This is a genomic window from Aliiroseovarius sp. M344 (assembly GCF_025140835.1).
In the GTDB taxonomy this organism is placed as follows: Bacteria; Pseudomonadota; Alphaproteobacteria; order Rhodobacterales; family Rhodobacteraceae; genus Aliiroseovarius.
Map to the genome: position 1 here is coordinate 1936636 of NZ_CP081153.1, position 25271 is coordinate 1961906.

At 59.4% G+C, this 25271-nt stretch carries 22 protein-coding genes; 10 read left to right on the plus strand and 12 right to left on the minus strand.

Going from position 1 to position 25271, the window contains the following annotated elements:
- Nucleotides 1–270 precede the first annotated feature (270 nt).
- From K3556_RS09435 to K3556_RS09450, 4 genes are all read left to right on the plus strand, one after another.
- Nucleotides 271–1311 carry a substrate-binding domain-containing protein gene (locus K3556_RS09435; protein ID WP_260516546.1) on the plus strand — a complete coding sequence of 347 codons (1041 nt, stop codon included), beginning with the start codon at nt 271–273 and terminating at the stop codon, nt 1309–1311.
- 61 nt (nt 1312–1372) lie between these two features.
- Nucleotides 1373–2716, plus strand: coding sequence for a GH1 family beta-glucosidase (locus tag K3556_RS09440; protein ID WP_260516547.1), 1344 nt, complete (start codon nt 1373–1375; stop codon nt 2714–2716).
- Nucleotides 2713–3672: a glucokinase gene (locus K3556_RS09445; RefSeq protein ID WP_260516548.1), complete on the plus strand. Its 960-nt coding sequence runs from the start codon at nt 2713–2715 to the stop codon at nt 3670–3672. The genes K3556_RS09440 and K3556_RS09445 overlap by 4 nt, the downstream gene beginning before the upstream one ends.
- A gap of 39 nt (nt 3673–3711) precedes the next feature.
- Nucleotides 3712–4368, plus strand: a complete 657-nt coding sequence (locus tag K3556_RS09450; RefSeq protein WP_260516549.1) for an NnrU family protein — start codon at nt 3712–3714, stop codon at nt 4366–4368.
- On the opposite strand, the gene K3556_RS09455 is transcribed toward K3556_RS09450, so the two are convergent.
- Nucleotides 4343–5317 (minus strand): GlxA family transcriptional regulator, encoded by a 975-nt coding sequence (locus tag K3556_RS09455; protein ID WP_260516550.1) that lies wholly within the window; start codon nt 5315–5317, stop codon nt 4343–4345. The two genes, K3556_RS09450 and K3556_RS09455, sit on opposite strands and share 26 nt — an antisense overlap.
- Before the next feature lie 82 nt (nt 5318–5399).
- On the opposite strand from K3556_RS09455, the gene K3556_RS09460 reads away from it, so the two are divergent.
- The 6 genes from K3556_RS09460 to K3556_RS09485 all read left to right on the plus strand — a co-directional run bounded on the left by K3556_RS09460 (nt 5400) and on the right by K3556_RS09485 (nt 12746).
- Nucleotides 5400–6311, plus strand: a complete 912-nt coding sequence (locus K3556_RS09460; RefSeq protein ID WP_260516551.1) for a 3-keto-5-aminohexanoate cleavage protein — start codon at nt 5400–5402, stop codon at nt 6309–6311.
- The gene (locus K3556_RS09465) at nt 6308–7084 is read left to right on the plus strand and encodes an SDR family oxidoreductase (RefSeq protein WP_260516552.1); all 777 of its coding nucleotides are present in this window, start codon (nt 6308–6310) and stop codon (nt 7082–7084) included. The genes K3556_RS09460 and K3556_RS09465 overlap by 4 nt, the downstream gene beginning before the upstream one ends.
- Before the next feature lie 6 nt (nt 7085–7090).
- Nucleotides 7091–8491, plus strand: a complete 1401-nt coding sequence (locus K3556_RS09470; protein ID WP_260516553.1) for a carnitine 3-dehydrogenase — start codon at nt 7091–7093, stop codon at nt 8489–8491.
- On the plus strand, nt 8491–9651 hold the full coding sequence (locus K3556_RS09475; RefSeq protein ID WP_260516554.1) for an acyl-CoA dehydrogenase family protein: 1161 nt from the start codon (nt 8491–8493) through the stop codon (nt 9649–9651). The genes K3556_RS09470 and K3556_RS09475 overlap by 1 nt, the downstream gene beginning before the upstream one ends.
- 278 nt (nt 9652–9929) lie before the next feature.
- Complete coding sequence (locus tag K3556_RS09480) at nt 9930–11960, plus strand: acetate--CoA ligase family protein (protein WP_260516555.1); 2031 nt, start codon at nt 9930–9932, stop codon at nt 11958–11960.
- Nucleotides 11961–12746, plus strand: a complete 786-nt coding sequence (locus K3556_RS09485) for a carnitinyl-CoA dehydratase (protein ID WP_260516556.1) — start codon at nt 11961–11963, stop codon at nt 12744–12746.
- Nucleotides 12747–12753: 7 nt separating this feature from the next.
- Here K3556_RS09485 and K3556_RS09490 read toward each other — a convergent pair whose 3' ends face one another.
- The 11 genes from K3556_RS09490 to K3556_RS09540 all read right to left on the minus strand — a co-directional run bounded on the left by K3556_RS09490 (nt 12754) and on the right by K3556_RS09540 (nt 25271).
- Complete coding sequence (locus tag K3556_RS09490; protein WP_260516557.1) at nt 12754–14637, minus strand: SLC13 family permease; 1884 nt, start codon at nt 14635–14637, stop codon at nt 12754–12756.
- A gap of 294 nt (nt 14638–14931) precedes the next feature.
- On the minus strand, nt 14932–15414 hold the full coding sequence (locus K3556_RS09495; RefSeq protein ID WP_260516558.1) for a fasciclin domain-containing protein: 483 nt from the start codon (nt 15412–15414) through the stop codon (nt 14932–14934).
- A gap of 146 nt (nt 15415–15560) precedes the next feature.
- Nucleotides 15561–16700, minus strand: a complete 1140-nt coding sequence (gene nagA, locus K3556_RS09500) for an N-acetylglucosamine-6-phosphate deacetylase (protein ID WP_260516559.1) — start codon at nt 16698–16700, stop codon at nt 15561–15563.
- A complete protein-coding gene (locus K3556_RS09505) occupies nt 16697–17938 on the minus strand; it encodes a class II D-tagatose-bisphosphate aldolase, non-catalytic subunit (RefSeq protein ID WP_260516560.1) in 1242 nt (413 codons plus the stop codon). The genes nagA and K3556_RS09505 overlap by 4 nt, the downstream gene beginning before the upstream one ends.
- Nucleotides 17931–18842, minus strand: a complete 912-nt coding sequence (locus K3556_RS09510; protein ID WP_260516561.1) for an ROK family protein — start codon at nt 18840–18842, stop codon at nt 17931–17933. Before K3556_RS09510 ends, K3556_RS09505 begins: the two co-directional genes overlap by 8 nt.
- Complete coding sequence (locus K3556_RS09515) at nt 18839–19891, minus strand: SIS domain-containing protein (RefSeq protein ID WP_260516562.1); 1053 nt, start codon at nt 19889–19891, stop codon at nt 18839–18841. The genes K3556_RS09510 and K3556_RS09515 overlap by 4 nt, the downstream gene beginning before the upstream one ends.
- The gene (locus K3556_RS09520) at nt 19888–20892 is read right to left on the minus strand and encodes an SIS domain-containing protein (RefSeq protein WP_260516563.1); all 1005 of its coding nucleotides are present in this window, start codon (nt 20890–20892) and stop codon (nt 19888–19890) included. The genes K3556_RS09515 and K3556_RS09520 overlap by 4 nt, the downstream gene beginning before the upstream one ends.
- Complete coding sequence (locus K3556_RS09525; protein ID WP_260516564.1) at nt 20889–22025, minus strand: Gfo/Idh/MocA family protein; 1137 nt, start codon at nt 22023–22025, stop codon at nt 20889–20891. The genes K3556_RS09520 and K3556_RS09525 overlap by 4 nt, the downstream gene beginning before the upstream one ends.
- Entirely contained in the window at nt 22022–23122 is a 1101-nt protein-coding gene (locus K3556_RS09530) for an ABC transporter ATP-binding protein (RefSeq protein ID WP_260516565.1), read from the minus strand. Before K3556_RS09530 ends, K3556_RS09525 begins: the two co-directional genes overlap by 4 nt.
- Before the next feature lie 78 nt (nt 23123–23200).
- On the minus strand, nt 23201–24406 hold the full coding sequence (locus K3556_RS09535) for an ABC transporter substrate-binding protein (RefSeq protein WP_260516566.1): 1206 nt from the start codon (nt 24404–24406) through the stop codon (nt 23201–23203).
- A gap of 22 nt (nt 24407–24428) precedes the next feature.
- Nucleotides 24429–25271 (minus strand): carbohydrate ABC transporter permease, encoded by an 843-nt coding sequence (locus tag K3556_RS09540; protein WP_260516567.1) that lies wholly within the window; start codon nt 25269–25271, stop codon nt 24429–24431.

Here is a 25271-nt window from a genome sequence, read left to right on the forward strand (position 1 = left end):
TTTTGAGATCGGATGACCGACCCCGGCGCCTATGCGCCTGATGACTTCACCAAAGCGGATCGGATGGCAGATTCGCCAAATTCCCCAAAGCGCTTTGAACACCTCAACTTCGCGTAGATTCTACAACCTGTCAACGATCACGTTAGCGCAAACAGCCTTTTTGCCTAATTTCTTTATTTAACAGGAAAAGTATCATTCTCGATTTGACGTTCCGGCTTGCCCTCAGTAACGTTAAGGTCATTCAAACCGCTTTGGAAACCAACCGTCGCCATGACTTTGAAAGAACTCTCGGATTTGTTGGGCCTGTCCCCGACCACCGTCAGCCGCGCGCTGAACGGTTATCCGGAAGTGTCCGAAGCCACGCGCAAGAAGGTGACCGCCGCCGCCCGTGTACATGGCTATGCGCCCAATACCCGCGCCCGGTCGCTGGCCACGGGGCGCGCCATGGCCATTGGCCACGTGATCCCGATCAGTTCCAAACATGAGATGGTGAACCCGGTGTTCGGCGACTTCATTGCGGGCGCAGGCGAGGTCTATTCCCGCAACGGGTATGACATGCTGCTTTCCGTCGTGCCGGACGCTGATGAGGATGAGGCCTATCGCAGTTTTCTGACCAAACAGAACGTGGACGGCATTATTCTGCACGCGCCCACGCTGAACGATCCCCGCATTCCTCTATTGAACACTCTGGGCTTGCCCTATGTGGTACACGGGCGCAGCTCTGAGACCACGGCGTCTTATGCTTGGGTTGACGTCAATAACAAGCGGGCTTTTCAACGGGCGACCGATTTCCTGTTGGATCTTGGCCATCAGCGCATTGCACTGGTAAACGGGCTTGAACATATGGACTTCGCTATTCGTCGTCGCGCGGGTTACGAGGCGGCGCTTAAAGCACGCGGCATCACGCCCGACCCGGACCTGATGTTCTCGGGCGAGATGACCGAAGCGCAAGGGCATGACATTACCCGGACATTGTTGACCCAGCCCGACCCGCCAACCGCCCTTCTGGTCAGCTCGATGATTACCGCCATCGGCGTGCGGCGCGGGATCGAGGAATTGGGCCTGACGATGGGTCGCGACGTCTCGTTGATCACACATGATGATGATCTGAGCTATTTCCGGAACGGGGCAGACATCCCCGTCTATACGGCCACACGATCTTCGGTGCGAGATGCGGGTCGCAAAGCCGCCCAGATGTTGATCGATATCATTCAAAGGCGCGATTCCACGCACGAGATCCTGCTTGAGGCCGACCTGACGCTGGGCTTGTCGACAGGCCCAGTCGCCCGAACCAGGGTCGAGACCGGCTGAGAGAACGGCGCGTATTACGGGCCACAAATTCACGAATACCAGCGCAAAGAGATAGATTACGATGCTGCCACATCGCACTGAATTTCCATATGATTTCCTGTTTGGCGCGGCGACGTCCGCCTATCAGATCGAAGGCCATGCCAATGGCGGTGCCGGGCGCACCCATTGGGATGATTTCGCCGAAACCCCCGGCAACGTAGCTGGTGCCGAAACGGGCGCACGGGCCTGCGATCACCTGACCCGGTGGGCCGAAGATCTGGATCTCGTGCGCGACGCAGGGTTCGATGTCTATCGCTTCTCGACCTCGTGGGCGCGGGTACTGCCCGATGGGCGCGGCACGCCAAACACGGCAGGTCTGGATTTCTATGACCGGCTTGTGGATGGCATGTTGGAGCGCGGCATCAAGCCGGCGGCGACGCTTTACCATTGGGAACTGCCCTCGCCGCTGGCGGATTTGGGGGGCTGGCGCAATCGCGACATTGCGGGTTGGTTTGCCGATTTCACCGAAGTGATCATGGGGCGGATCGGGGATCGCCTGTGGTCGGCTGCCCCGATTAACGAGCCTTGGTGTGTTTCGTGGCTCAGCCATTTCGAAGGCCACCATGCCCCCGGACTGCGCGACATCCGCGCCACCGCGCGCGCGATGCACCATGTTCTGCTCGCGCATGGACGCGCGACCGAAGTGATGCGTGGACTTGGCATGTCGAACCTGGGAGCCGTTTGCAACATGGAGTTCGCAGCCCCCGTCGATGACACGCCCGAGGCCTTGCGCGCCGCCCGTGTGCAAGACGCGATCTATAACCGGTTCTTCATCTCTGGCATCACCAAGGGCGCGTATCCTGACGAGGTGCTGGAAGGGATCGAACCGCATCTGCCCCGTGGTTGGCAGGATGACTTTCCCACCATCACCGCACCGATCGACTGGATCGGCGTGAATTACTACACCCGCAAACTCTATGGCCCCGCCGCCACGGCGCACGATGCGCCCGCCCCTTGGCCCGCAACATCCGAGCACGAAGGCCCCTTGCCGAAAACCGCGATGGGCTGGGAAGTCTACCCGGACGGCCTTTCGCATTTCCTGAAGATGGTGGCGCGCGACTATACAGGCGAGTTGCCAATCTATGTGACCGAAAACGGGATGGCCGGACTTGTAGAACGTGACGCCGCCCCCACACATGACCCAGACCGCACGGCTTTCCTGGCAGAGCATTTGAAGGTCGTCAAAAAGGCCATAGCAGAGGGACTTCCGGTAAAAGGCTACTTTACGTGGTCGCTTCTGGACAATTATGAATGGGCTTTGGGCTATGCGCCGCGCTTTGGGCTGGTCCATGTCGATTTCGAAACGCTGAACCGCACGCCGAAAGCGTCCTATCACGCACTCAGAAAGGCCCTGTCTCGCCCATGACCACATATTCGCTTGTCGCCGATGTTGGCGGCACCAATACCCGTGTCGCTCTGGCCATCGGGACAGACCTTCTGCCGGACAGCATCATCAAGCATCGAAATACCGACTATGATGGCCTGCCACAGTTGCTCGCGGCCTATCTTCAGGGGCAGCACAGCCCCAATTGCAAACGGGCCGCTGTCGCCATTGCGGGACCGGTCAAGGATGGCGCGGGTCGCCTGACCAACCTGAATTGGGAGATCGACAAAACCACGCTGGCCGACGTCTCGGGCGCAAAGCGCGGTGCGGTCTTGAATGACCTGCAAGCGCAGGGCCATGCGTTGGGGCATATTGCCGACACCGATCTGAGCACCCTGAAACTGGGCGAAGACGAGAACCCCAACGCCGCCATGCTGGTCATCGGCGTGGGCACAGGGTTCAACTGCGCGCCGGTGTTTCAGACCGCCAAAGGGCGGTTTGTGCCCCCGTCCGAAGCCGGGCACCTGACCTTCGCCGCACGCGGGGACGAACAATTGGCATTGTCCCAGTTCCTTGAACAGAAATTGGGCCATGTCGCCGTCGAAGACGTCCTGTCAGGGCGCGGGCTTGAACGGTGCTATGCATGGGCGTCAAGCGAAGCTGGCGATGCCAAGACAGCAACAACCGCCGAGGTTTTTGCCGCCGCTGCGGCCGAAGACCCGGTCGCAGTGCGCGCGATTGGAGCCTTTGTCACCGCCTTGGGCAACGTAACCGGTGATCTTGCCCTGACGCTTTTACCTTTTGGCGGCATTTACCTTGTCGGCGGCATGTCCCGTGCCGTCGCCCCATGGTTTGAGCGCTGCGGATTTGATACGGCCCTGACCGACAAGGGGCGGTTTGGCGACTTCCTGAACGCGTTTTCAGTCAGGTTGGTCGAGGATGATTATGCCGCGCTGTCCGGCTGCGCACATTTTCTGGCGCGCTCAGACAATCAGTAGCGAGACCTCACAGGCAAATAGCCGAGATCGGAGACAACGATGACCGGATGGGTCGAATATGGTCTGGCATTCATCGCGTTCTTCCTGACGCATTCCATCCCGGTGCGACCGGCGGTGAAATCGCGTCTGGTTCGGGTGCTCGGCGGGCGAGGTTTTACCATCGCCTATTCGACATTATCCACGGCTGTGCTGGCTTGGGTGATTGTCGCGGCAGGACGCGCGCCATTCGTCGGACTTTGGGATTGGGCGCCGTGGCAAAACCACCTCACATTGACCGTTATGTTTCTGGTTTGCCTGATCGCAGCATTGGCCATCGGTCGCCCCAACCCCCTGTCCTTCGGCGGCGCGAACAACGACCGCTTTGACCCCAGCCACCCCGGCCTGATCGGTTGGATACGTCACCCGTTGCTGGTGGCGCTGTTTCTTTGGGCGTTCGGGCACATGATCCCCAACGGAAACCTCGCGCATGTGATCTTGTTCGTGGTGTTCGGGGGCTTTGCGCTTTTGGGCATGTGGATCATCGACCGGCGGCAAATCCGCCTTCTGGGCGCTGATCAATGGGCCGCACTGACGGACACCCGGCGTGAGATCATTGTGACGCGCGGTGGGCTTTTGCGCGTTGCGATTGGCATCCTTGTCTATGCGCTGCTGCTGACCCTGCACGGCCCTGTCATCGGCGTCGAGCCTCTGCCCTGACCGGCGCTCCACGTGCGATAGCGCGCGGCGTCAGGCCAAATTCCACTCGGAAAGCGCGGCTGAAGGCGCTGGCATCCGAATAACCGGCCCGAACGGCGACCTCAGCAATCGACAGCCCGCCCGCCGCCAACATCCGGCGCGCTGAATTCAGCCGCACACGCCGATAGACTTTCTGCGGTGGCGCGCCGAAATGTGTCTCAAACCGCTGCTCCAGATCGCGTTGCCGACAGGCTGATCGGCGCGCCAGCTCCGGGATCGATAATGGGGCCTCGATATTCGCCTCCATCTCGCGCAGGCAGGCCTCTACCCGGCGATCACCCCGCACCCGCGCCAAAGGGTGAGACATGGTCGCGCTTTCAGACATGAACATCTGGGTCAGCCCAAGCAGCAACGCGGCGCCGTGCTCTTCTCCGATCAACTCGCACGCCAATTCGAACGCAGCCATACCGCCGCTGCAAGACACACGTGGGCCATCACGCACCCATCTGGCACGTTCGACATCCACCGCAGCAAACCGTTCGGCGAACTCATCAAGCAGATCGAAATGGATGGTGGCCCGGTGCCCGTCCAGCAAACCGGCAGACGCCAACAACCAACTGCCGGCATCCACCCCGATCACAACCCGAAACTGTCGTGCAAGAACACGCAGTTTCGCCAAGATCGCCGGCTTTGCATGCGCCAGGTAATCATAGCTTGCCACCACAAAAAGCGCGTCCCCCACCCCGGCGTCGGCCAGTGACGCCGTCGGCATAACGGGCAACCCACTGGAGGTGTGGGCGGCAGCGCCATCCGGCGTGAAGATGCGCCAGTCATAGGCTTGCCGGCCCAGCAGCGTATTGGCGGCGCGCAAAGGCTCCAGCAGGTTCGCCAATGCCAGGTTCGAAAAGCGGTCGAACAACAGAAAGCCGACCTTGCGTGTCCTCGTGCTTGATTTTGACCAATTCTGCATAGTTTTGTCTAAAACTGCACATCACGCTGGTCAATCCCGCACATGATAAACGGGTGAAATTGCGCATCTCAGGGAGGAACCGATGCCCCTTACCATGAACAACGAGGTCTTCATCACCTGTGCGGTTACTGGCTCGGGATCGACGCAGGATCGCTCCCCCCATGTGCCGCGCAGCCCAAAACAGATCGCCGACAGCGCGATTGCTGCTGCCAAAGCGGGAGCAGCCGTTGTGCATTGCCATGTGCGCGACCCGGAAACCGGCACCCCGTCGCGCGACCTGAAATATTACCGCGAAGTGACCGAGCGTATTCGCGACGCCGATGTGGACGTGGTTCTGAACCTGACCGCGGGCATGGGTGGCGACATCACCTTCGGCCCGACCGAAGCGCCCTTCCCGGTGAACGCCGCGGGCACGGATATGGTCGGTGCCGCCGAACGCGTGGCTCATATCGCCGACTGTCTGCCCGAAATCTGTACGCTGGATTGCGGCACGATGAACTTCGCCGAAGCCGATTACGTGATGACCAACACCCCAGGCATGTTGCGCGCCATGGGGCAAATGATGACGGATTTGGGCGTGAAGCCCGAGATCGAAGCCTTTGATACCGGCCACCTTTGGTTCGCCAAGGAACTGGTCAAGGAAGGCGTTCTGGAAGGCCCCGCCCTTGTGCAACTGTGCATGGGTGTGCCGTGGGGCGCGCCGGATGACCTGAACACGTTCATGGCGATGGTTAACAATGTGCCGGACGATTGGACCTTCTCGGCATTCGGATTGGGCCGCAATCAGATGGCCTATGTCGCTGCCGCCATTTTGGCGGGCGGCAACGTGCGCGTGGGGCTGGAGGACAACCTGTGGCTTGGCAAAGGTGAGTTGGCCACCAACGAACAACTTGTGACACGGGCCCGTGGCATTATCGAAGCGATGGGCGCGCGGGTCATCGGCCCGGACGCTGTGCGCAAGAAGCTCGGCCTGACCAAACGAGCCCCTGCATGAACAGTCTTGCGGGCAAACGCGTCCTGATCACGGCAGGTGGCAGCGGCATTGGGGCCTGTTTTGCCCGTCGGTTTCACGCCGAAGGCGCGAAGGTCGCAATCTGCGACATCGATTCAGACGCGCTGACCGCCACGGCAAGCACCCTGCCCAGTGTCATCGCCGTCGCCGCCAATGTGACCCAACCTGATGAAATGCAGGTCCTGTTTGACCGGTTGGACCGCGACTGGGGCGGCGTCGACATGCTCTGCGCTAATGCGGGCACAGGCGGCCCGGCTGGCGCGATCGAGGATTTGTCACTTGATGATTGGCGCGCCTGCATCTCGGCCAACTTAGACGGCGCGTTTCTGGCCTGCGGCTGGGCTGCGCGCCACATGAAGGCACAAGGCAGCGGCAGCATGCTGTTGACCTCCTCCACCGCGGGGCTTTGGGGCTATCCGATGCGTTCGCCCTATGCGACCGCGAAATGGGGCGTGATCGGGCTCATGAAAACGCTGGCGTCTGAACTGGGGCCCTACGGTGTCCGCGTGAATGCGCTTTGCCCCGGTGCGGTCGAAGGGCCACGCATGGAGCGCGTGATCGAGCGGGAGGCAAAGGCGCATGGGCTGGATCCCGAAGAGATGCGCCAGCGCTATGTCAAAGGCATCGCGATGAAAACATGGGTCACGGCGGATGATCTGGCCGACACGGCGCTGTTTCTGGCATCTGATGCCAGTCGCAAAATCTCGGGTCAGGCTTTGGCCGTGGATGGACATACTGAAAGCTTGGTTGGGTAGACGAAAATGACGATGAAAGCAGCAATCATTGGCGGTGGCGTAATCGGCGGCGGATGGGCCGCGCGCTTCCTTCTGAACGGATGGGACGTGGCGGTTTTCGACCCCGACCCCGAGGCCGAGCGCAAGATCAGCGAAGTGCTGGCCAATGCTCGCCGCGCGCTTCCCGGGCTTTACGAAACCGCGCTGCCGCCTGAGGGCAAATTGATCTATCACACTGATCTCGCCGAGGCTGTCGCAGGTGCAAATTGGGTGCAGGAAAGCGTGCCTGAGCAGTTGGAGTTAAAACACAAAGTGTTTGCCGACCTCATGGTGTTTGCACCGGAAAACGCCATCATCGGCTCGTCAACATCGGGCTTCAAGCCTTCGGAACTAAACGAAAAAGGTGCAAACGCTATTGTCGCGCATCCGTTCAATCCGGTCTACCTTCTGCCGCTGATCGAACTGGTCGGCGACGCAGATACTTGCGCGCGCGCAGCCGACATCCTCAGCGGCATCGGCATGTTCCCTTTGAAGGTCCGCAAGGAAATCGACGCCCATATCGCTGACCGTTTCCTTGAAGCCGTTTGGCGCGAAGCGCTGTGGTTGGTCAAAGACGGCATCGCTACCACAGAAGAGATCGACGAGGCCATCCGCATGGGCTTCGGCCTTCGCTGGGCGCAAATGGGCCTGTTTGAAACCTACCGCGTGGCTGGCGGCGAAGCGGGTATGAAACACTTCATGGCCCAGTTTGGCCCCTGCTTGTCATGGCCTTGGACCAAGCTCATGGACGTTCCGGAGTTCACCGACGAGCTGGTGGATTTGATTGCTGGACAATCCGATGCGCAATCCGGCCATATGTCGATCCGAGAGCTGGAACGCCTACGCGACGACAACCTCGTGTCAATGCTGCGCGCGCTGAAAGCACGCGGTGACGGGTCTGGCGCAGGTCGGGTGATCCGCGACCATGAAACCGGTCTCTGGCCTGCCATGACGGATCAGACCCCGATGCGCACCGTCGCGCGTGACGTGCCCATCGACTGGACCGACTATAACGGCCACATGAACGAAGGGCGCTATGGGCAAGTCTTCTCGGACGCCGCCGACCGCATCATGATCCATGTGGGCGCTGACCCAGACTATATCGCTTCGGGACTCAGTTATTTCACGGCCGAAACCAACATCAAATACATTGATGAATGCCACGCGGGAGAAGCGGTTTATGTGGAGACGACCGTCACGCTCGGCGAGGGCAAGAAGCTGCGCCTGTGGCACGAGATGAAACGCACATCGGATGATGGGCTTCTGGCTACCTGCGACCAGTTCCTGCTGCACGTGGACTTAAAAACCCGGAAGTCCTGCCCGCCCCGTGCGAACGTGGAAGCGAAAGTCGAGGCGCTGGCCGCCCTGCATGCCAAAGGAGACGCCTGATGCATTTCGGCCTGTCTGAAGAACAAGAAATGATCGTCTCTACGGTGCGCAGCTTTGTCGAGAACGAGATTCACCCCCACGAAGACATGGTCGAGCGGACCGGGCAAGTTCCCCATGAACTGGGACAGCAGATCAAACAAAAATGCGTCGATCTGGGCTTCTACGCCTGTAACTTCCCAGAAGAAGTTGGCGGTGCAGGCCTGTCCCACCTCGATTTTACACTGGTCGAACGTGAACTGGGGCGCGGCTCCATGGCGCTGACGCATTTCTTCGGACGGCCCCAGAACATCCTGATGGCCTGTGACGCAGATCAACGCGAGCGTTACCTTCTGCCCGCGGTTCGCGGTGAGCGGATGGATGCGCTTGCGATGACCGAACCAGATGCCGGCTCGGACGTACGGGGCATGAAATGTTCGGCGGTGCGTGACGGTGGCGATTGGGTCGTTAACGGCTCAAAACACTTCATCTCTGGCGCGGAACACGCTGACTTCTTTATCGTTTTTGTCGCAACAGGTGTCGATGATACGCCCAAGGGGCCAAAAAAGAGGATCACCTGCTTCCTTGTCGATCGCGGCACACCGGGCTTTGAGGTGCGCGAGGGGTATGCCTCGGTCAGCCACAAAGGCTACAAGAACTACGTGCTCGATTTCGACAACTGTCGCCTGCCCGACGCGCAAGTTCTGGGCGAAGTTGATGGCGGTTTTGCCGTGATGAACGAATGGCTCTATGCCACCCGCCTGACCGTCGCCGCCTTTTGCGTTGGCCGTGCACGGCGCTGTTTTGACATGGCGCTGGACTACGCGGCTGAGCGCAAACAATTTGGCCAGCCCATCGCCAAGTTCCAGGGCGTCAGTTTTCAGGTCGCCGACATGATCACCGAAATCGACGCCGCCGACTGGCTCACCCTTTCTGGCGCGTGGCGGCTGGATCAGGATCTGCCCGCAAACCGCGAGATCGCGTCTGCCAAGCTCTACGCCTCTGAAATGCTCGCCCGCGTCACCGACACGACGCTGCAGATCTTTGGTGGCATGGGTTTGATGAACGACTTTCCGATCGAACGGTTCTGGCGCGATGCCCGTGTTGAACGCATCTGGGATGGTACATCAGAGATTCAACGCCACATCATCAGTCGCGATCTGTTCCGCCCCTTGGGAGCATAGAGACTTCATGCCTTCGGCGAGGATATTTTGGGCCAGAAGAAACGCAGGAGGATCGTCTCGACCCTCCTGCGTGTTGAAACACCTGATCGTGCTTCTTCTGGCGCGGCCATCGGCGTCCCCGCCTGTTCCGCCCCTAAGTTCTGATCGAATTTGGTTAACAAATCGTTGCTTCTTCTGGCCAGAAATATCCCGGGGTGAATTGGCCATCGGCCAAGAGGGGCAGCGCCCCTTTTTTCAGACTCCCATTCTTGGCACCTTGTACCCGGGGGTCTGGTCCCATGCCGCGTGACCTCGCCCGCCTGCTCCAGCCACGATCACTCGCTATCATAGGTGGTGGCGCGTGGTGCACAAACGTGATCGATCAGTGCCGCAAAATCGGCTTTCAGGGGGATATCTGGCCCGTTCATCCCACACGGGGCAATGTGAACGGACTGCCCGCGTTTGCGTCGATTGATACCCTGCCCGACGCGCCAGATGCCTGTTTTATTGGCGTAAACCGTCATACGACACTGGAAGTGGTTGCGGCCCTGTCTGCCCGTGGCGCTGGCGGTGCGATCTGTTTTGCATCCGGTTTTGCCGAAGCAACCGCCGAAAGCGCGGACGGCAGCAGCCTGGAGGCGGCGTTGCTTCGAGCGGCCGCTGATATGCCGATCATTGGTCCAAACTGTTATGGGTTTTTAAACTATCTCGACGGTGCGGCTTTGTGGCCTGACCAACACGGTGGCGTGCCGCGTCAGACCGGCGTCGCGCTGATTACCCAAAGTTCCAATATTGCGATCAATCTGACGATGCAAAAGCGCGGGTTGCCAATCGCTTACGTGGTCACAGCGGGCAATCAGGCGCAGACCGGGTTGGCAGAGATCGGAATTGCCCTTTTGGACGACCCTCGGGTAAGCGCGTTGGGGCTTCATATCGAGGGCATCGGCAACATCCGCGCTCTGGAAGCACTGGCCGCGCGAGCACGGGCGCTAGGAAAGCCGATTGTCGCGTTGAAAGTCGGCAAGTCCGACCACGCGCAAACCGCCACGATCTCTCACACAGCGTCGCTCGCAGGCAGCGACGCAGGGGCACGCGCCTTGCTGTCTCGGCTTGGCATCGGACAAGTTGACTCGCTTCCTGCGCTGCTAGAAAGTCTGAAGCTGCTTCATGTTGCCGGCCCGCTGGCCTCGGACCGGATCGCGTCAATGTCTTGTTCCGGTGGGGAGGCAAGCCTTGTTGCCGATACGGCGCATGGGAAGGGCGTAACACTCCCAGCGCTTGACCCCACGCAGCGGACGTCACTACGTAAGGCGCTTGGCCCGATGGTCGCCCTCGCCAACCCATTGGATTATCATACTTATATCTGGGGCGATCGGCAGGCGATGACCGAGACGTTCACAGCGATGATGTGCGCGGATCTGGGGTTTGGATTTGTCGTTCTGGACTTCCCCCGCCCAGATCGCTGCACCGCCGAAGCCTGGGATCTTGTGATCGACGCGGTTGAAAGCGCCCGTGATACCAGCGGCGTTCCGATGGGGATCCTTGCCTCTCTGCCAGAAACCATGCCGGAAGAGGTCGCGGAGCGCCTTGTTGGAATGGGCATTGTGCCGTTTTCCGGTTTAGATCATGCCCTGGACGCGATCGAAGTGGCTGCTTTGCTCGGCCAGAACCAGCCAGTCCCGGAGCCCCTGTTTCAGGCCGAACCGATCGGCGCAGGCACGCTGAGCGAAGCTGAGGCAAAGGAAGCATTGGCCCACCACGGCGTCCGCATTCCACAAGCGCACCGGGCGCAAACCCCGGCGGAGGCAGCGCGCCGGGCATTGGAAATCGGCTTTCCAGTTGTGCTGAAAGGTGAAGGCATCGCCCATAAAAGCGAGGCTGGGGCGGTCAAACTGAATCTCACCAGTGAGGATGCGGTTCTTAAGGCCGCGCAGACCATGGGTAGCGACAGTTTTCTGGTCGAAGAAATGGTGACAGGCGGCATCGCGGAGTTGCTGATTGGCGTGACCCATGACCCGGCACATGGTTATGTGCTGACGGTCGCTGCAGGCGGCATCCTGACGGAACTCATGAGTGACAGCCAATCGCTATTGGTGCCTGCTCAACGCACAGATATTCATGCAGCCCTGATGCGCCTGAAGATCGCGCCGCTTTTGACGGGGTATCGCGGTGCCCCTGCTTGCAACATGGATGCAGTGCTTGACACCGTGATGGCGGTGCAGGCCCATGTGATGGATGCACCCGCTGCAGAGATCGAAATAAACCCCCTTATCGTCACGCCTGACGGTGCCGTGGCCGCAGATGCCCTGATCCGGATTGGAGATATTTAAATGACTGACAGCCCTATCAAAACCCAGCGTGACGGACATGTATTGGAGGTCACTTTGGATCGCCCGAAGGCGAACGCAATTGATTTGGCCACCAGCCGCATCATGGGCGAGGTGTTTACGGGATTTCGCGACGACCCGGATTTACGGGTGGCGATCATCACTGGCGCTGGTGACAAGTTTTTTTGCCCCGGTTGGGATTTGAAGGCCGCAGCAGAGGGGGACGCCGTCGATGGCGACTACGGACTGGGCGGATTCGGTGGGCTGCAGGAACTGCGCGGGCTGAACAAGCCGGTTATCGCCGCCGTGAACGGCATTTGCTGTGGTGGCGGGTTGGAACTGGCCTTGTCCGCCGACATTATCCTTGCAGCGGATCACGCCAGTTTTGCCTTGCCGGAAATCCGGTCTGGCACTGTCGCCGATGCGGCGTCGGTCAAACTGCCCAAGCGCATCCCCTATCACATCGCGATGGAGATGCTGTTTACTGGGCGTTGGCTTGATGTTGACGAAGCCGCGCGCTGGGGCATGGTGAACCAAGTTCATCCAGCTGCAGATCTGATGTCTGAGGCACGCAAGATGGCGGCTTTGCTCGCTTTTGGTCCGCCTCTGGTCTATGCTGCGATCAAAGAGATCGTGCGCGAAGCTGAGGATATGAAGTTTCAGGACGCGATGAACCGGATCACCAAAAGCCAGTTTGAAACGGTTGAAACGCTCTATCGCTCCGATGACCAGCTGGAAGGAGCGCGCGCGTTTGCCGAAAAACGCGACCCGGTTTGGAAGGGCAAATAGCGGGCGCTTAGAAGACGATGTTCAGCATCACAAGCGATACCACAAGGAAGATCACGGTCATGATCCCCCCGCTTTTGACGAAGTCTTTCACTTTGTATCCCGCGGGACCCATGATCAGCGCATTGACCTGATGGGTCGGGATGATAAAGGAATTTGAGGTCGAGATCGCGACGGTCAGCGCAAACAGCGCCGGATCGCCACCTGCGGCCACCGCGATCGACACGGCCAATGGCACAAGCAGCACGGTCGCCCCCACATTTGACATGACCAACGAAAAGGCGGTCGACAGAATGGCAATGCCGGTCTGCAACGCCCAAAGCGGCCAACCATCCAGAAGCGTCAGGATTTGCTGGGCAATCCACTCGGCCGTGCCCGTGTTCTGCACTGCTTGACCCAAGGGGATCAGGCTGGCTAACAGAAAGACCGTGTTCCAGCCCACCGCCTGATACGCCTCGTCGATCGAGATGACGCGGGCCAGAAGCATACCAACAGCGCCAGTTAGCAGGCACAGCGACAGGCGGATGTCTGTAAACAGGATCATCGAGATCGAAATGGCAAAGAACAGAAGCGCCCAGCCCACTTTATGCGGGCGCAGTTCTTCTTGGGGGAAATCCGAAGTGATGATGACGAAATCACGATTGTCTTTCAGCTGGGTCAGGTTGTCCCAGCGGGTGTGTGCGACCAGCATGTCACCAACCTGAAACTCGACCAAACCAATCGCTGTGGGCTTGTGTTCTTCAGTCTCCACATGGCTCAGGGTTTCTTCGCCCCGGTGAATGGCCAGAAGGGACAGGCCATAGTTCTTCCGCAAAACAAGCTCTCGTGGCGTTTTGCCAATCAGGCTGCTTTCCGGCGGGATGACGATTTCGGCGATGCCTGCGTTGGTCGCGGCGAATTCTTCAACGAAGACTTCAAGCTCGGGGAAGATCGACAACCCGTACTTCTTCGCAAATGCCTCGACCACCGTCTTTTTGCCAATGATGGCCAGCCGACACGGCGCCGCAATTTCAGCGGTCAACACCTGCACCATCGACGTCTTGCCGCGATAGAAGGTTGAGATGATGTAAAGGTTGTTCTCAAGGTTCACATCGGCAAGGATTTGCCCCACAAGCGGGCTGTTCGCGGGCACGTCTATCTCGTAGACATTGGCCCTGATGCCATAGACCCGTTTCAGGTAGGCGGACATGCCCTGCCCGACCGAGGCGCTGCTTGCAGAGCCACCTTCGGGAAGCACCCAGCGCCCCAACAACAAGAAGTACAGAATCCCGCTCAGGATCAGAACGGCCCCGATGGGCGTTACTGCGAACAGACCAAACGCCTCCATTCGCTGAGCATCCGGCAAACTGTTATTTGCCGTGTCGATCAGGTCATTCAGCAAAATCAGCGGTGAAGAGCCAACCATTGTCATCGTGCCGCCCAAGATCGCGCAGAACCCCATCGGCATCGCCAAACGGTTCAGCGGAATACCGGACCGTGTTGATATCCGGCTGATCACGGGCAAAAACAGCGCAGCCGCCCCGACGTTTTGCATGAAGCTTGAAATCACGCCGACCGTGCCCGCCACGATCGGTTGGATGCGGGCTTCGGTTGCGCCGCCGCGTTTCATGATCGTTGCGGCCACCTTGTTCATTAGCCCGGTCTTATCCAATCCGGCGCCAACGATCATCACCGCGATGATCGAAATCACCGCGTTCGAGGCAAACCCGTCAAATAGATGGTTCACCTCGGCCAGATTGGACATGGCGGGGATGTAGCTCAGGATACCAAGAATGACGAGGATCAGGATCGCGGCAAGGTCTATTCGGACAATCTCGGATACGAACAGAAACACAGTGAAGGCCAGCATCGCGCAAACGACACCCATCTCCAGTGAAAAGACAATTGGATCCATCCCGTCCCTCCCAGTCTGGCGAGTTGCGATCTTCGTGTCGCACGCTTCGACCATGGCTCAGCTTAGAGTGAACATCTGTAGGAAATCAATTTTTTAAGAGTTTCCACGCGTTGTGACGTTATCAAAACGCCTCGTGCAGGTGTTTAGCGCGCCGGGATCAGGTCATCGGAATTTTTGGGGCGCGCGGAAGTTTTTACGGCTCGATGCGGTTTTGGTCGGCGCGTCTGGACATTAAAAAGAAAAAGCCCGGCAGCTAGGGGTCAGCTGCCGGGCGCCTCTGATAAGCCAATTGGCTTATTTCGGCATGATGACTGCGTCGATCACGTGGATCACACCGTTCGAGGCCTCGATGTCTGCCTGAACGACGTTTGCACCGTCGATTTTCACGCCGTCAGTGGCATCAACCATGGCCATCGCGCCATTGACGGTGCCGACTTCCATGCTCTTGCCTGCAATGTCAGCCGACATCACTTTGCCTGGCATAACATGGTAGGTCAGGATCGCTGTCAGTTGATCCTTGTTTTCGGGCATCAGAAGGGTTTCGACCGTGCCTTCTGGCAGGGCTGCAAACGCTTCATCTGTCGGCGCGAAAACGGTAAACGGACCTTCGCCTTTCAGCGTGTCAACAAGACCAGCGGCCCCAACTGCGGCCACGAGTGTCGAGAAGCTGCCCGCTTCAACAGCGGTGTCGACGATGTCTTTTGAGTGGTTGTCAGCAAACGCTGGCGTTGCCAAAAGTGCGGCTGTGGTGATCGAAATGAAGGTTCTGCGAAGCATGGTGTATCCTTTTCTGAGTACCAACATGATGTTGTAGTAGGGATACGGGGGCGGTCGAAAAGTGGATCACTTTGGTGGAAAAATATTTTCGAAAACGTGCGAAATCTTGCCGATAAGCCGGTATTGTTTCTGTTTTCTTAAGAAAATTACCCTGCGGCCAGCGCGCCGTCAGGTTCGTTAAGAAGCGTGGCAAGGTCTGTGGTCACCAACAGGTCGTGATCCAACAGGATCAGATCCTCGGCCAAACGCCCGTCCAGACGTCCAATGTCAGGATGCCCAATGCACTCAGCGGGGACCGATGTGGCCATCCGCAGCGCTTCGGTCAACGATGTGCCGGTGCGATCAACCAGCCGCTTCACGCCTTCAGCTTGCGTGACATGCGCCCCCGCCAGACTGCCTTCTGCATTGATCAGGCGGCCGTCTTTCAACGTGATGTCTTGACCGTAAAGGTTAAAATGGGCCGGGCCACCGACGGTCGCCATCGCGTCAGAGACCAAAAACATCCGGTCCGGCACGGGGCGCGCGCGAATGGCCAGCCCGACCATCTCGTCCGCCACGTGATGTCCGTCGCAGATAATGCCGCTATAGCAGGTCGAATTGATCACGGCGCCGACAGCGCCGGGTTCGCGCCCCACCATCGGGGACATGGCGTTGAACAGATGGGTGGCACAGTTCGCGCCCGCCTTGAAGGCTGCAACCATCATCTCTGCCGTGGCATCTGTATGACCTAGCGAAACCACAGCGCCCAGTTTTACCAGTTGTTCAATCTGGTCCAGTGACGCGGCCTCTGGGGCCAGTGTCGTCATGACTGATACACCCGCTTCGCGCAGACGCGCCACGGTGTTCATGGTGCGCGCATCCAGTGGACGCACAAGGTCTGGCGAATGCGTGCCACGTCGCGCCATCGCGATATGTGGCCCTTCGATATGCAGCCCGATAATGCCCCGCTGCCCTTTTGCAGCAATTGCGGCATCAGCGGCGCGGTCGGTCACATCCGGCAGGTCGGTGATCACCGTGGGCAGGACCGCCACGGTGCCAAAACGTCGATGCGCATCCGCAATGGTCTGCATCCCGTCCACCGTCGGGGTCGAGTTCAATTGCACCCCGCCCCCGCCATTGACCTGCAAATCAACAAAACCGGGGGTGAGCAGCCCAGAGACCGCAATGGCATCCTTCGGCGCATCCGCCATGTCGACAACGCGGCCGTCGCTGATCCGCAACGCCTTGCCGGTATACAAATCGCGGCCATCAAACAGGCGGTCGGGGGTGATCCATTGGTCCATCATGCCGCCTCATCAAAGAAATAAGGGTCGAGCGCAAGTTGTATTTGCGCGTCTATTAGTCGCTGCACCTGATCGCCAGACAGCACCTCGGCTCGGGCAAGCACGTCTTCGCTGAACACTTTTTGCAGGTCAGCGTCCGGGATCGGGCGGTGAAACCCGTCCCGCACCGCGGCAACTGCGGCCTGCGCTTTCGGGTTGGGCCAGTAATACCGGATCCGATCTGCGAGCCCAAAATGTCGCTGGTGGCGAAGCGCCACGTCGTCGCCGTGATAATGCCCCTTCCAGTTGGCGGGGTTCGCGGTCATCACCTGTTCCATCACCGCCTGCAGCGCACCGGGTGTGGCGCTGATCTGGTCCAGCGCATAGAGCGCCTGTCGATAGGCGAAGGTCAGCGCGGGTCCGATTTTCTGAAAGGCAAACCCCAGTTCCGCCAGACGCGGGAAAACGGCGGGGTGCTGATAGTCTGTCGAATGCGCCTCAAGGCAGACACCGGGCCAGCCGTCCAGCGCGGTCAGCAGCCCGGGGTCCCGGTCCAGCGGCATTTGTTGCACGTCGGTGGGGCTGAACTCCACACCCGGTTGCACGACCAGACCACCGATCATCAGGGACATATCGCCAAAGCTGTCGCCATGCGCAGCCAGCGTAGCCTTGGCCGCAGCCGGGTCGGTTGGTGGGATATCCTCATCCTCGTCCGCGCGTGCGCCACCCGGCGGCGGCACTTCAGTGCCAACGACAAAAAGCAACCCAGCGGTATCCCCCTCGCAGGCGTCAACACAAACGCGTGCCAGATCAGCGGACCGTGCAGCTGTTTGCCCATCATCCAGTTGCGCAGGCTCACCCGCGCACCCTTCTGAGCAATCCAGATGGATCTTGCGAAACCCGGCTTTGACATAGTCGCGCACCAGCACGCGGGCCTTGTCCATCGCGGCGTCTGCGGGCATTGACCGCCATGCCTGCGGACCAAGGTGATCACCGCCAAAGATAATGCGGTCCCGATCCACGCTGGCCGCATCCGCTATGCCATGGACATAGCCGATGAACCCATCCGGCGTGATACCGGTATAGCCGCCATCCTGGTTGACCTGATTGCTGGTCGCCTCGACCACCAAGGGGCGATCAAGGGTCTGCGCCTGCATCAGAGACGCCCGCAACACATCCGGTTGCGCCGAGCACACAGACGGGATCGCGGCCCGAGCGCCTGCCCGGTTGCGGGCGATGATATGGCGAAGCGTATCATCCATGTTGCGCGCCTTGGGTCTGCCACGCGGCATAGGCCGCGCCGCGCGCACCGCTGCTGTCGCCGCCTTCCGCCAAAACCAGTTTCGCGGATCCAAAATCGCCAATCTGAACCCGCAGCGCAGCGGCAGTCAGGTCTTCAACCACGCCGTCAATCTGGCTAAGACCGCCACCCAGAATGATCAGATTGGGATCAACGGTCATAGTGATCGTGTGCAACAGCTCGGCCGTCATCTCGCACCAGACCGACCAGACCTGCGCCATATCGCCGGTGCGACGGGCCGCAATCTGGGGCGGATCGATATCCTCACCGGTCAGTGCTTTGGCCAGACGGCACATCCCCGGCCCCGCAATATAAGTCTCGACACAGCCCTGCCGACCGCAACCGCAAGTGACGACCGGTAGATCGTATTTGGCAACCAGATGCGCAGGGGCGGCGGTGTGGCCGAACTCGCCCCCGGTCATGGTCGGGCCTTGCAGGATAGAGCCATCCACGGCGATCCCGCCACCAATGCCAGTGCCAAGGATCAGGGCAACAACCGTGCGCTGCCCCTGCCCGACGCCAAAGATCGCCTCGGACAAGGCCATGGCGCGACAATCGTTCACATAGGTGATCGGACGCCCGATCGCAGCCTCGATATCGCGCTGAAACGGTTTGCCGGACGCCGGAAGATTTGCCGTCAGAGCAAGCCCCGTCGCCGGGTTCAGAAGCCCGGCGGCACCGACGCCCACGGGAACGGCCCCGCCTGCTAGGTCATCGGCCCAGCGAATTTGGTCGGCTATGGCTCTAACAAGCGGTTCATATTCGGTCGGCGTCGACACGCGATGGCGATGCGCGACGCTCCAGTCGTCGCCAAACAATTGCACCTCGATCTTGGTGCCGCCAAGGTCAATGCCGGTTGCAATCATGACGCCACCGGATAGAGCTTCACCCCGGACACAACGCGGCTGAGCGTGCCCTGCCCCGAAAACGGATCATCCACATTCAGCCCAAGCGCATTGGCCCATTCAACCCCCGTCACCTGCGCCAGCGCGACGCAAAGCGGCGCGGCCCAAGTGGCGCCAAAAGGCATCGGGACGTCAACATCGCCGCCCGGCCCGACCGAGGTGACACGCGCATTCGGAAACTGCGCCCGAAGCTCGGCCACAAGGTCAGCGTCATAGTTTTTTGTTGGCGCATCAGGACTGGTGAACACCGTGATCGCTGTGCCATCGGTGACGAAAGATTTCGGACCATGGCGAAACCCCAATGTGCTGTCCCAAAGGGCCGGGATCTGGCCGGCGGACAATTCCATCACCTTCAGCGCCGCCTCGCGCGCCGCAAAGGCCAAGGGACCCGCGCCAACATAGACCGCGCGTTCGGGACGCGGCATGCCCCGCAACTGAGGCAACAGAGTTGACATCTGACCCGCCAGAACATCCATCCGCGCAGCCACATCGCACGGCGCATCAAACAGCGCCAACGCGGTCAAAAGCATGGTCGAAAAACTGCTGGTCATCGCAAATCCCGCATCATGCGTGGCGTCCGGCAATACAATTACTTTTTGCGGGCCTTGAGACGGCCGCGTCGCCAAAGCCCCATCCTTGTTGCAGGTAATATGCAACCGCGGCGCGTTGGGCGCCAGCGCATCCAGCGCGTCCAATGTGCCGATGCTTTCGGTGCTGTTGCCGGATCGACCGAAGCTGACCACTAACGGCTTTACACCCGTTAAAAACGACTTTGGCGTTGCCACCAGATCCGTGCTGGGCACCGCACGCACCCCCGGCACACCCGCCGCGATGATGTCACCGATATAGGCCGAGGTGCCCGCCCCGCAAAACCAAACCTCGTCATGGTTCAGACTGCCCAACCAACCCCGCAATCCATCGACGTCCAGTGCTTTGCCCCACGCGGTCCAGATCTCGGGCTGACGGTGGATTTCAGCCCAGGTCGCCCAGTTTTCCAGTGCAGTGCTCATGTTGTCTGTGTCACTTTCGTAAGGGTTTCAGGGGCGTCCGGGTCCAGACCCAGCGCAAGGGCTGTGTTCAGGATAATCGGGTACATCACGCCCAGCAAAACCGCTGCCGCGGCCGCCGGGATCAGGTCAGACACGCCAATATCAGCAGGCGAGATACGATGCACGTCGCACCCGACGCTTTTGAACCGGGCTTCGGCCTGATCAAGACTGTCCTGAATATGATCGGATCCGGTGTCGAGGATCAGCACCATCAACGGGTTGGTCGCCAATTGCAACGGGCCATGCAGCACTTCGGAGGCCGAATAGGCCTCGGCATGCAAGGCACAGCATTCCTTCAACTTCAATGCCACCTCGATCGCCGCACCGTGACCGGTATCGCGTCCGATCACATAGACATTGCGCGCCCGCAACAGGGCCGCTTGCAGCGCTTTGGCGCGCGGATGGGTGGTCGATGTGTCTTTCAACCCGGCCACAGATGCTGCAGTTCTGGCGGCATAATCGGGCACGATACCACCCAGCAGCGCCATGCCAGCGGCGACCGACCCAATAACAGTTTTTGTCGCGGGAACCGCCAGTTCTGGCCCTGCCCCGATGGGCACGGTGATTTCCGACACGGCTTCGACCGCGCTGTCGGGCTGGTTGGTGATCGCAACCACGCTGGCCCCATTGGCGCGCGCACCTTTGGCGGCCCGAACCAGGTCATCACTGGCCCCCGACTGGCTGATTACAAGCGCGCCGAAGCCGTCCATACTGACACCCTTACCCAGCGAAAACACCGAAGGCGGAAGCGACGTCACCGGCACCGACAACTCGCGCATCATTTCATAGGACAGGATGTTGGCCGCCGCGTCCGACGATCCGCGCGCAATGGTGAAGATCACCTTGGCCTTGGCCAAGCCGCCGGCGTCAACTTCTTGCGTGGCGGCGCGGCAAAACACATCCAACGCCTCGGCGCTTTCAGATGCCATCAGATGCCCGTGGGTTTTTGTCTCAATGCTCATGTACGTAGTCCAAAACTGTCAAATTCTTCCCAGGTGCTGCGCAGATCGACCACGCCACCGCTCATCCGTGCCTCGTCCAGCGCCATTGCAGCCAGACCGGCTTCAAGCGCATCGACGACACCGACAGGCAGGCTGTCCGTCTCGCCGCGCAGGAAGGCGACGATATCGGCCACCATCATGTGATCTGCCCCGTAATGCGCCGAGGCATGTTTTTGGTCCATCTTGGTATAGTCGTGATCCGCGATGATGGTCCCGTCGCGCGCCGTCGCTTTCAGATAGCCGCGCACAAAATCGCCCTCGGCCATCCCGAGGGCCCCAAACACGCAAAACCGCCGGTGGTCATCGGGCGCGTTCAGGTTGGTGTGGAACGACATCGACGCCCCGCTTTCATAATTCAGGATCGCCGTCTGGAAATCGATGATATCGCCGTCCGAATTGTAGGGGTCGGGCGCGCTTTCCCAAACGCTGGTCTTACGCTGCGAAATTTCGGTTTCCACATTGGAGGTCGGCGCGAACTCTGGGACAAAAGACTTCTTGCCGCCAAAGCTCGCCACCTGCATGGGCCGTGAGTGGGTTACCATGTTATAGATATCCAGATCGTGGCAGCATTTTTCCAACATGAAGCCACCGGACAACACGCTTTTGCGCCGCCAGTCGCGCATGAAAAACGCACCATGATAGGGTGGGATATGTTCGTTTGCTTCCAGTGATGTGATGGGACCAAGCTGGTCCAGCACGGCGCGCAGATCGACCATGTGTTGCGAATAGCGCAACACCAACCCGACCATCACCTGATCGGTGCCGTATTTGGCCAGAAGGCGCGCCAGCTCGAACGTGTCCGCGCGCGTGGTTACCACCGGTTTTTCGGTGAATATCCGCACGCCCGCTTCCAGCCCCAGCTTGATATGCTCAAGGTGAAAGCAATTGGGCGAGCCGACGAAGAACAAGTCAGGCTTGGTGTCGGCGAGCATTCCCGCGACGTCGTCAAACCGGGGGATATCAGCGCCAATCATGTCCAGATGGGACGGTTGCGGGTCAAAATAACCGACAAACTCGACCTCTGGCATGGTCTCTTTCAGAATGGAAAGGACGTGGCCTGCGCGCAGGCCCACGCCAGCGGTGACAACTTTCATGCAACCATCTCCGGTGCGGCCTGACGGCGCAACACGTCGCCATTGGCATCAAAGACATGGCAGTTTTCCGGGGCCACGCTCAGGGTCAGGTTACGGCCTTCCTCAATTGCTGCGTCACCGGGAAGGGCTGCGCAAAACCGCGTGCCATTTCCAATGGTGCCATAGGTGATCGAGGTGCCGCCCAGACGCTCCAGCACGTTGACCGAGATGTCCAGACCGCTGTCGCCCATATTGACATGTTCCGGGCGAATGCCGACTTCGACCTTGTCGCCTTTGCTGACGGTGGACGAGGCCACTGGCAGCGCCATGCGGTGGCCACCATCCAGTTCAACCATGACACCTTTGCCATCCACATCGGCAACGCTGGCCGGGATCAGGTTCATATTGGGCTGGCCGATGAACGAGGCCACAAATTTTGTGGCGGGGTGGTGGTAGAGTTCCATCGGCGTGCCAAACTGTTCCACCCGACCGCCGTTCAGCACGACGATACGGTCGGCCATGGTCATCGCCTCGACCTGATCGTGGGTAACATAGACCATGGTCGCGTCCAGATCGCGGTGCAACTGGCTCAGCTCGACCCGCATGTCACCGCGCAGGGCGGCGTCGAGGTTCGACAAGGGTTCGTCGAACAGGAATACTTTCGGATTGCGCACAATCGAACGACCTATGGCCACGCGCTGGCGCTGTCCGCCTGACAACTGCCCCGGCTTCAACTGCAACTTATCAGTCAGCTGCAGGATCGCGGCGGCTTTTTGAACCCGGCTGTCCAACTCTGCCGCATCCATCTTCTGAACCCGCAGCGGGAAGGCAATGTTTTCATAAACACTAAGGTGCGGATAGAGCGCATAGGACTGGAACACCATCGAGATACCGCGGTCGACCGGATGGGCATCACTTACATCTTGCCCACCAATGATGATCTGGCCGGACGAGGCCTCCTCCAACCCGGCGATGATGCGCAGAAGGGTGGATTTACCGCAGCCCGACGGGCCTACAAACACAACAAATTCCTTGTCCTCGATCGCAAGACTGATGTCGTGCAGCACTTTGGCGGAACCAAAGGATTTGCTGATCGCATTCAGGTCAAGTGTCGCCATGGTCTGGGCATCCTTATGTTGAAACTTATAGGGCGGTCTGGGCAACGACAGGCGCTGCCCAAACCAGGGAGGATTGGCTTAAAGCGCTTCGTCCAGCTCTTCACCTGCGATGGTCACCAGATTGTCCACGGTGTCATCTTTCAGGATGATGCCTTGAACCATGTTGGTGAACACGGATTGCAGCGACTTGAAGTCTTCGACCAGCGGCTCTGGGCCACCGGTCGAGATTGAGGCCGTAAATGTCGGCCAGATACCGCTTTCGTAATACAGATCCGATTTGCCCAGAGCCGCATAATCAAGAATCGGTGTCAGTCCCCAGCTGCTGTCCAGATCATACTGGCTGTCGCCCGAGGTAATCATTTGCGCCAGCTCATGGGCCAGCTCTTCGTGACCTGTGCCTTTGAACACCACAATGCTGTCGGTGATCAGGATCGTGCCGCTTACGCCCGATGGGCCTGCAGGCACCGGGGCCACCAGTTGGTTGATGTCTTCGTTATGCTGGCCATAGCCCCACGGGCCTTGGATATACATGGCGATCTTGGCGTCGTTGAACAGGTCTTTCAGCTGGTCGCGTTCCCATGCCGTCGGGCCTTCTTGTGCGACGTCCACAAGCTTGCCGTAAAACTCCAGCGTTTCGCGGGTCTGCTGGCTATCCAGCTTGTTTTCGCCCGTCGCTGAGTCGATCACGACGCCGCCGTTCGAATACAGATAGTTCAGGAACTGGTGCATCGTGTTGTCGAAGTCTTTACCGGCAAGGCCAACGCCAGCAGCATCGGTATTGTCGACCACACCTTTGGCCAAGGTATACATCTCGTCCCATGTTTTGGGTGCGACGCATTCCTGACCTGACGCTTCGACGAGGTCACAGTTGATATACAGCGCTTTGGTCGAGAACGCGTGCGGATAGCCCCAAGCCTGCCCTTCGATGGTGACGGTGTTCAGAACACCCGTTTGATAGGGCGTATCGGCCGAGATATTGGCCGGAACGATCAGGTCATTGTTGGCCATCTGGCGCAGGGTGCGCGAGCCCATATATGCGATCGAGGGCGGATCACCCGCCGCGGCCAGCGTCAGCGACTTGTCCTGACATGTGCCCCACGGCACAGCTTCCAGATTGACGGTGACGCCTTCGTGCTTGGCGACAAATTCGTCCACGGTATTTTGATCCGCTTCGCGCACTTCGCCGCCGCACATGATAAAGTGCAGTTCAGCCGTATCAGCCGAGGCGCTCATCGCCGAGCCTGACAGCAGCAGTGCTGCCAATGACAGTTTGGTTACATTCATTTTGGACTCTCCCTTGGTTGGATTATTCCTTGACCGCACCGGCCGTCAGGCCTGCGACAAGGTATTTTTGCAAGAACAGGAAGATGACCATGACGGGCAACACGCCCACCAAGGCAGCGGCCATCATCTCGTTCCAGGTCACCGACTGATAGCCGATGAATTCGTAAAGACCTGCGGGCAGCGGTTGCAGCTCGCGAGTCTGGTTGAAGGTGATTGCGAACAGGAATTGCTGTGCGTAAGCACCGATAAACACGGCCACGCCGACCACGATCAGCCCCGGTGTTGCCAGCGGCAACACCACGCGGCGAAGGGTATAAAGGCGCGAGGCACCATCCACGAACGCGGCTTCCTCAAGCTCACGCGGGATCTTTTCCAGATAAGAGCGCAGCAGCCAGATACCGGTCGGGATCAAAAACGCCACGCCCGGTACGATCATCGCCCAATAGGTATTCAAGAGCCCCATCGTCCGCAAAACACGATAAAGCGGGATCAAAAGCACCGCGCCGGTGAACATGTTGACGCCCAGAAAGATGCCCAGCGACAGGTTTTTGAACGGAAACTCCAACCGGGCATAGGCATAGGCAGCCGGCACAACGAAGATCATCGTCAGCCCCGTCACCATGAACGAGATATAGATCGAGTTGAAAATATAGCGGCCCAAAAGCGGCACCGTGACCCACATCTGGCTGTAGGCGTCGAAGCTGAAGTCGTCCGACCAGAACTGATATGGGCTGCGAAACAGATGCTCCAGCGGGCGCAGCGACGCCATGAACATCTCGAAGAACGGCAACAAGATGAAGGTCAGGAAAACAGCGAGGCACGCATAGATCCCGACGATCTGCAATTTGGTGTAGCGGTCCATCAT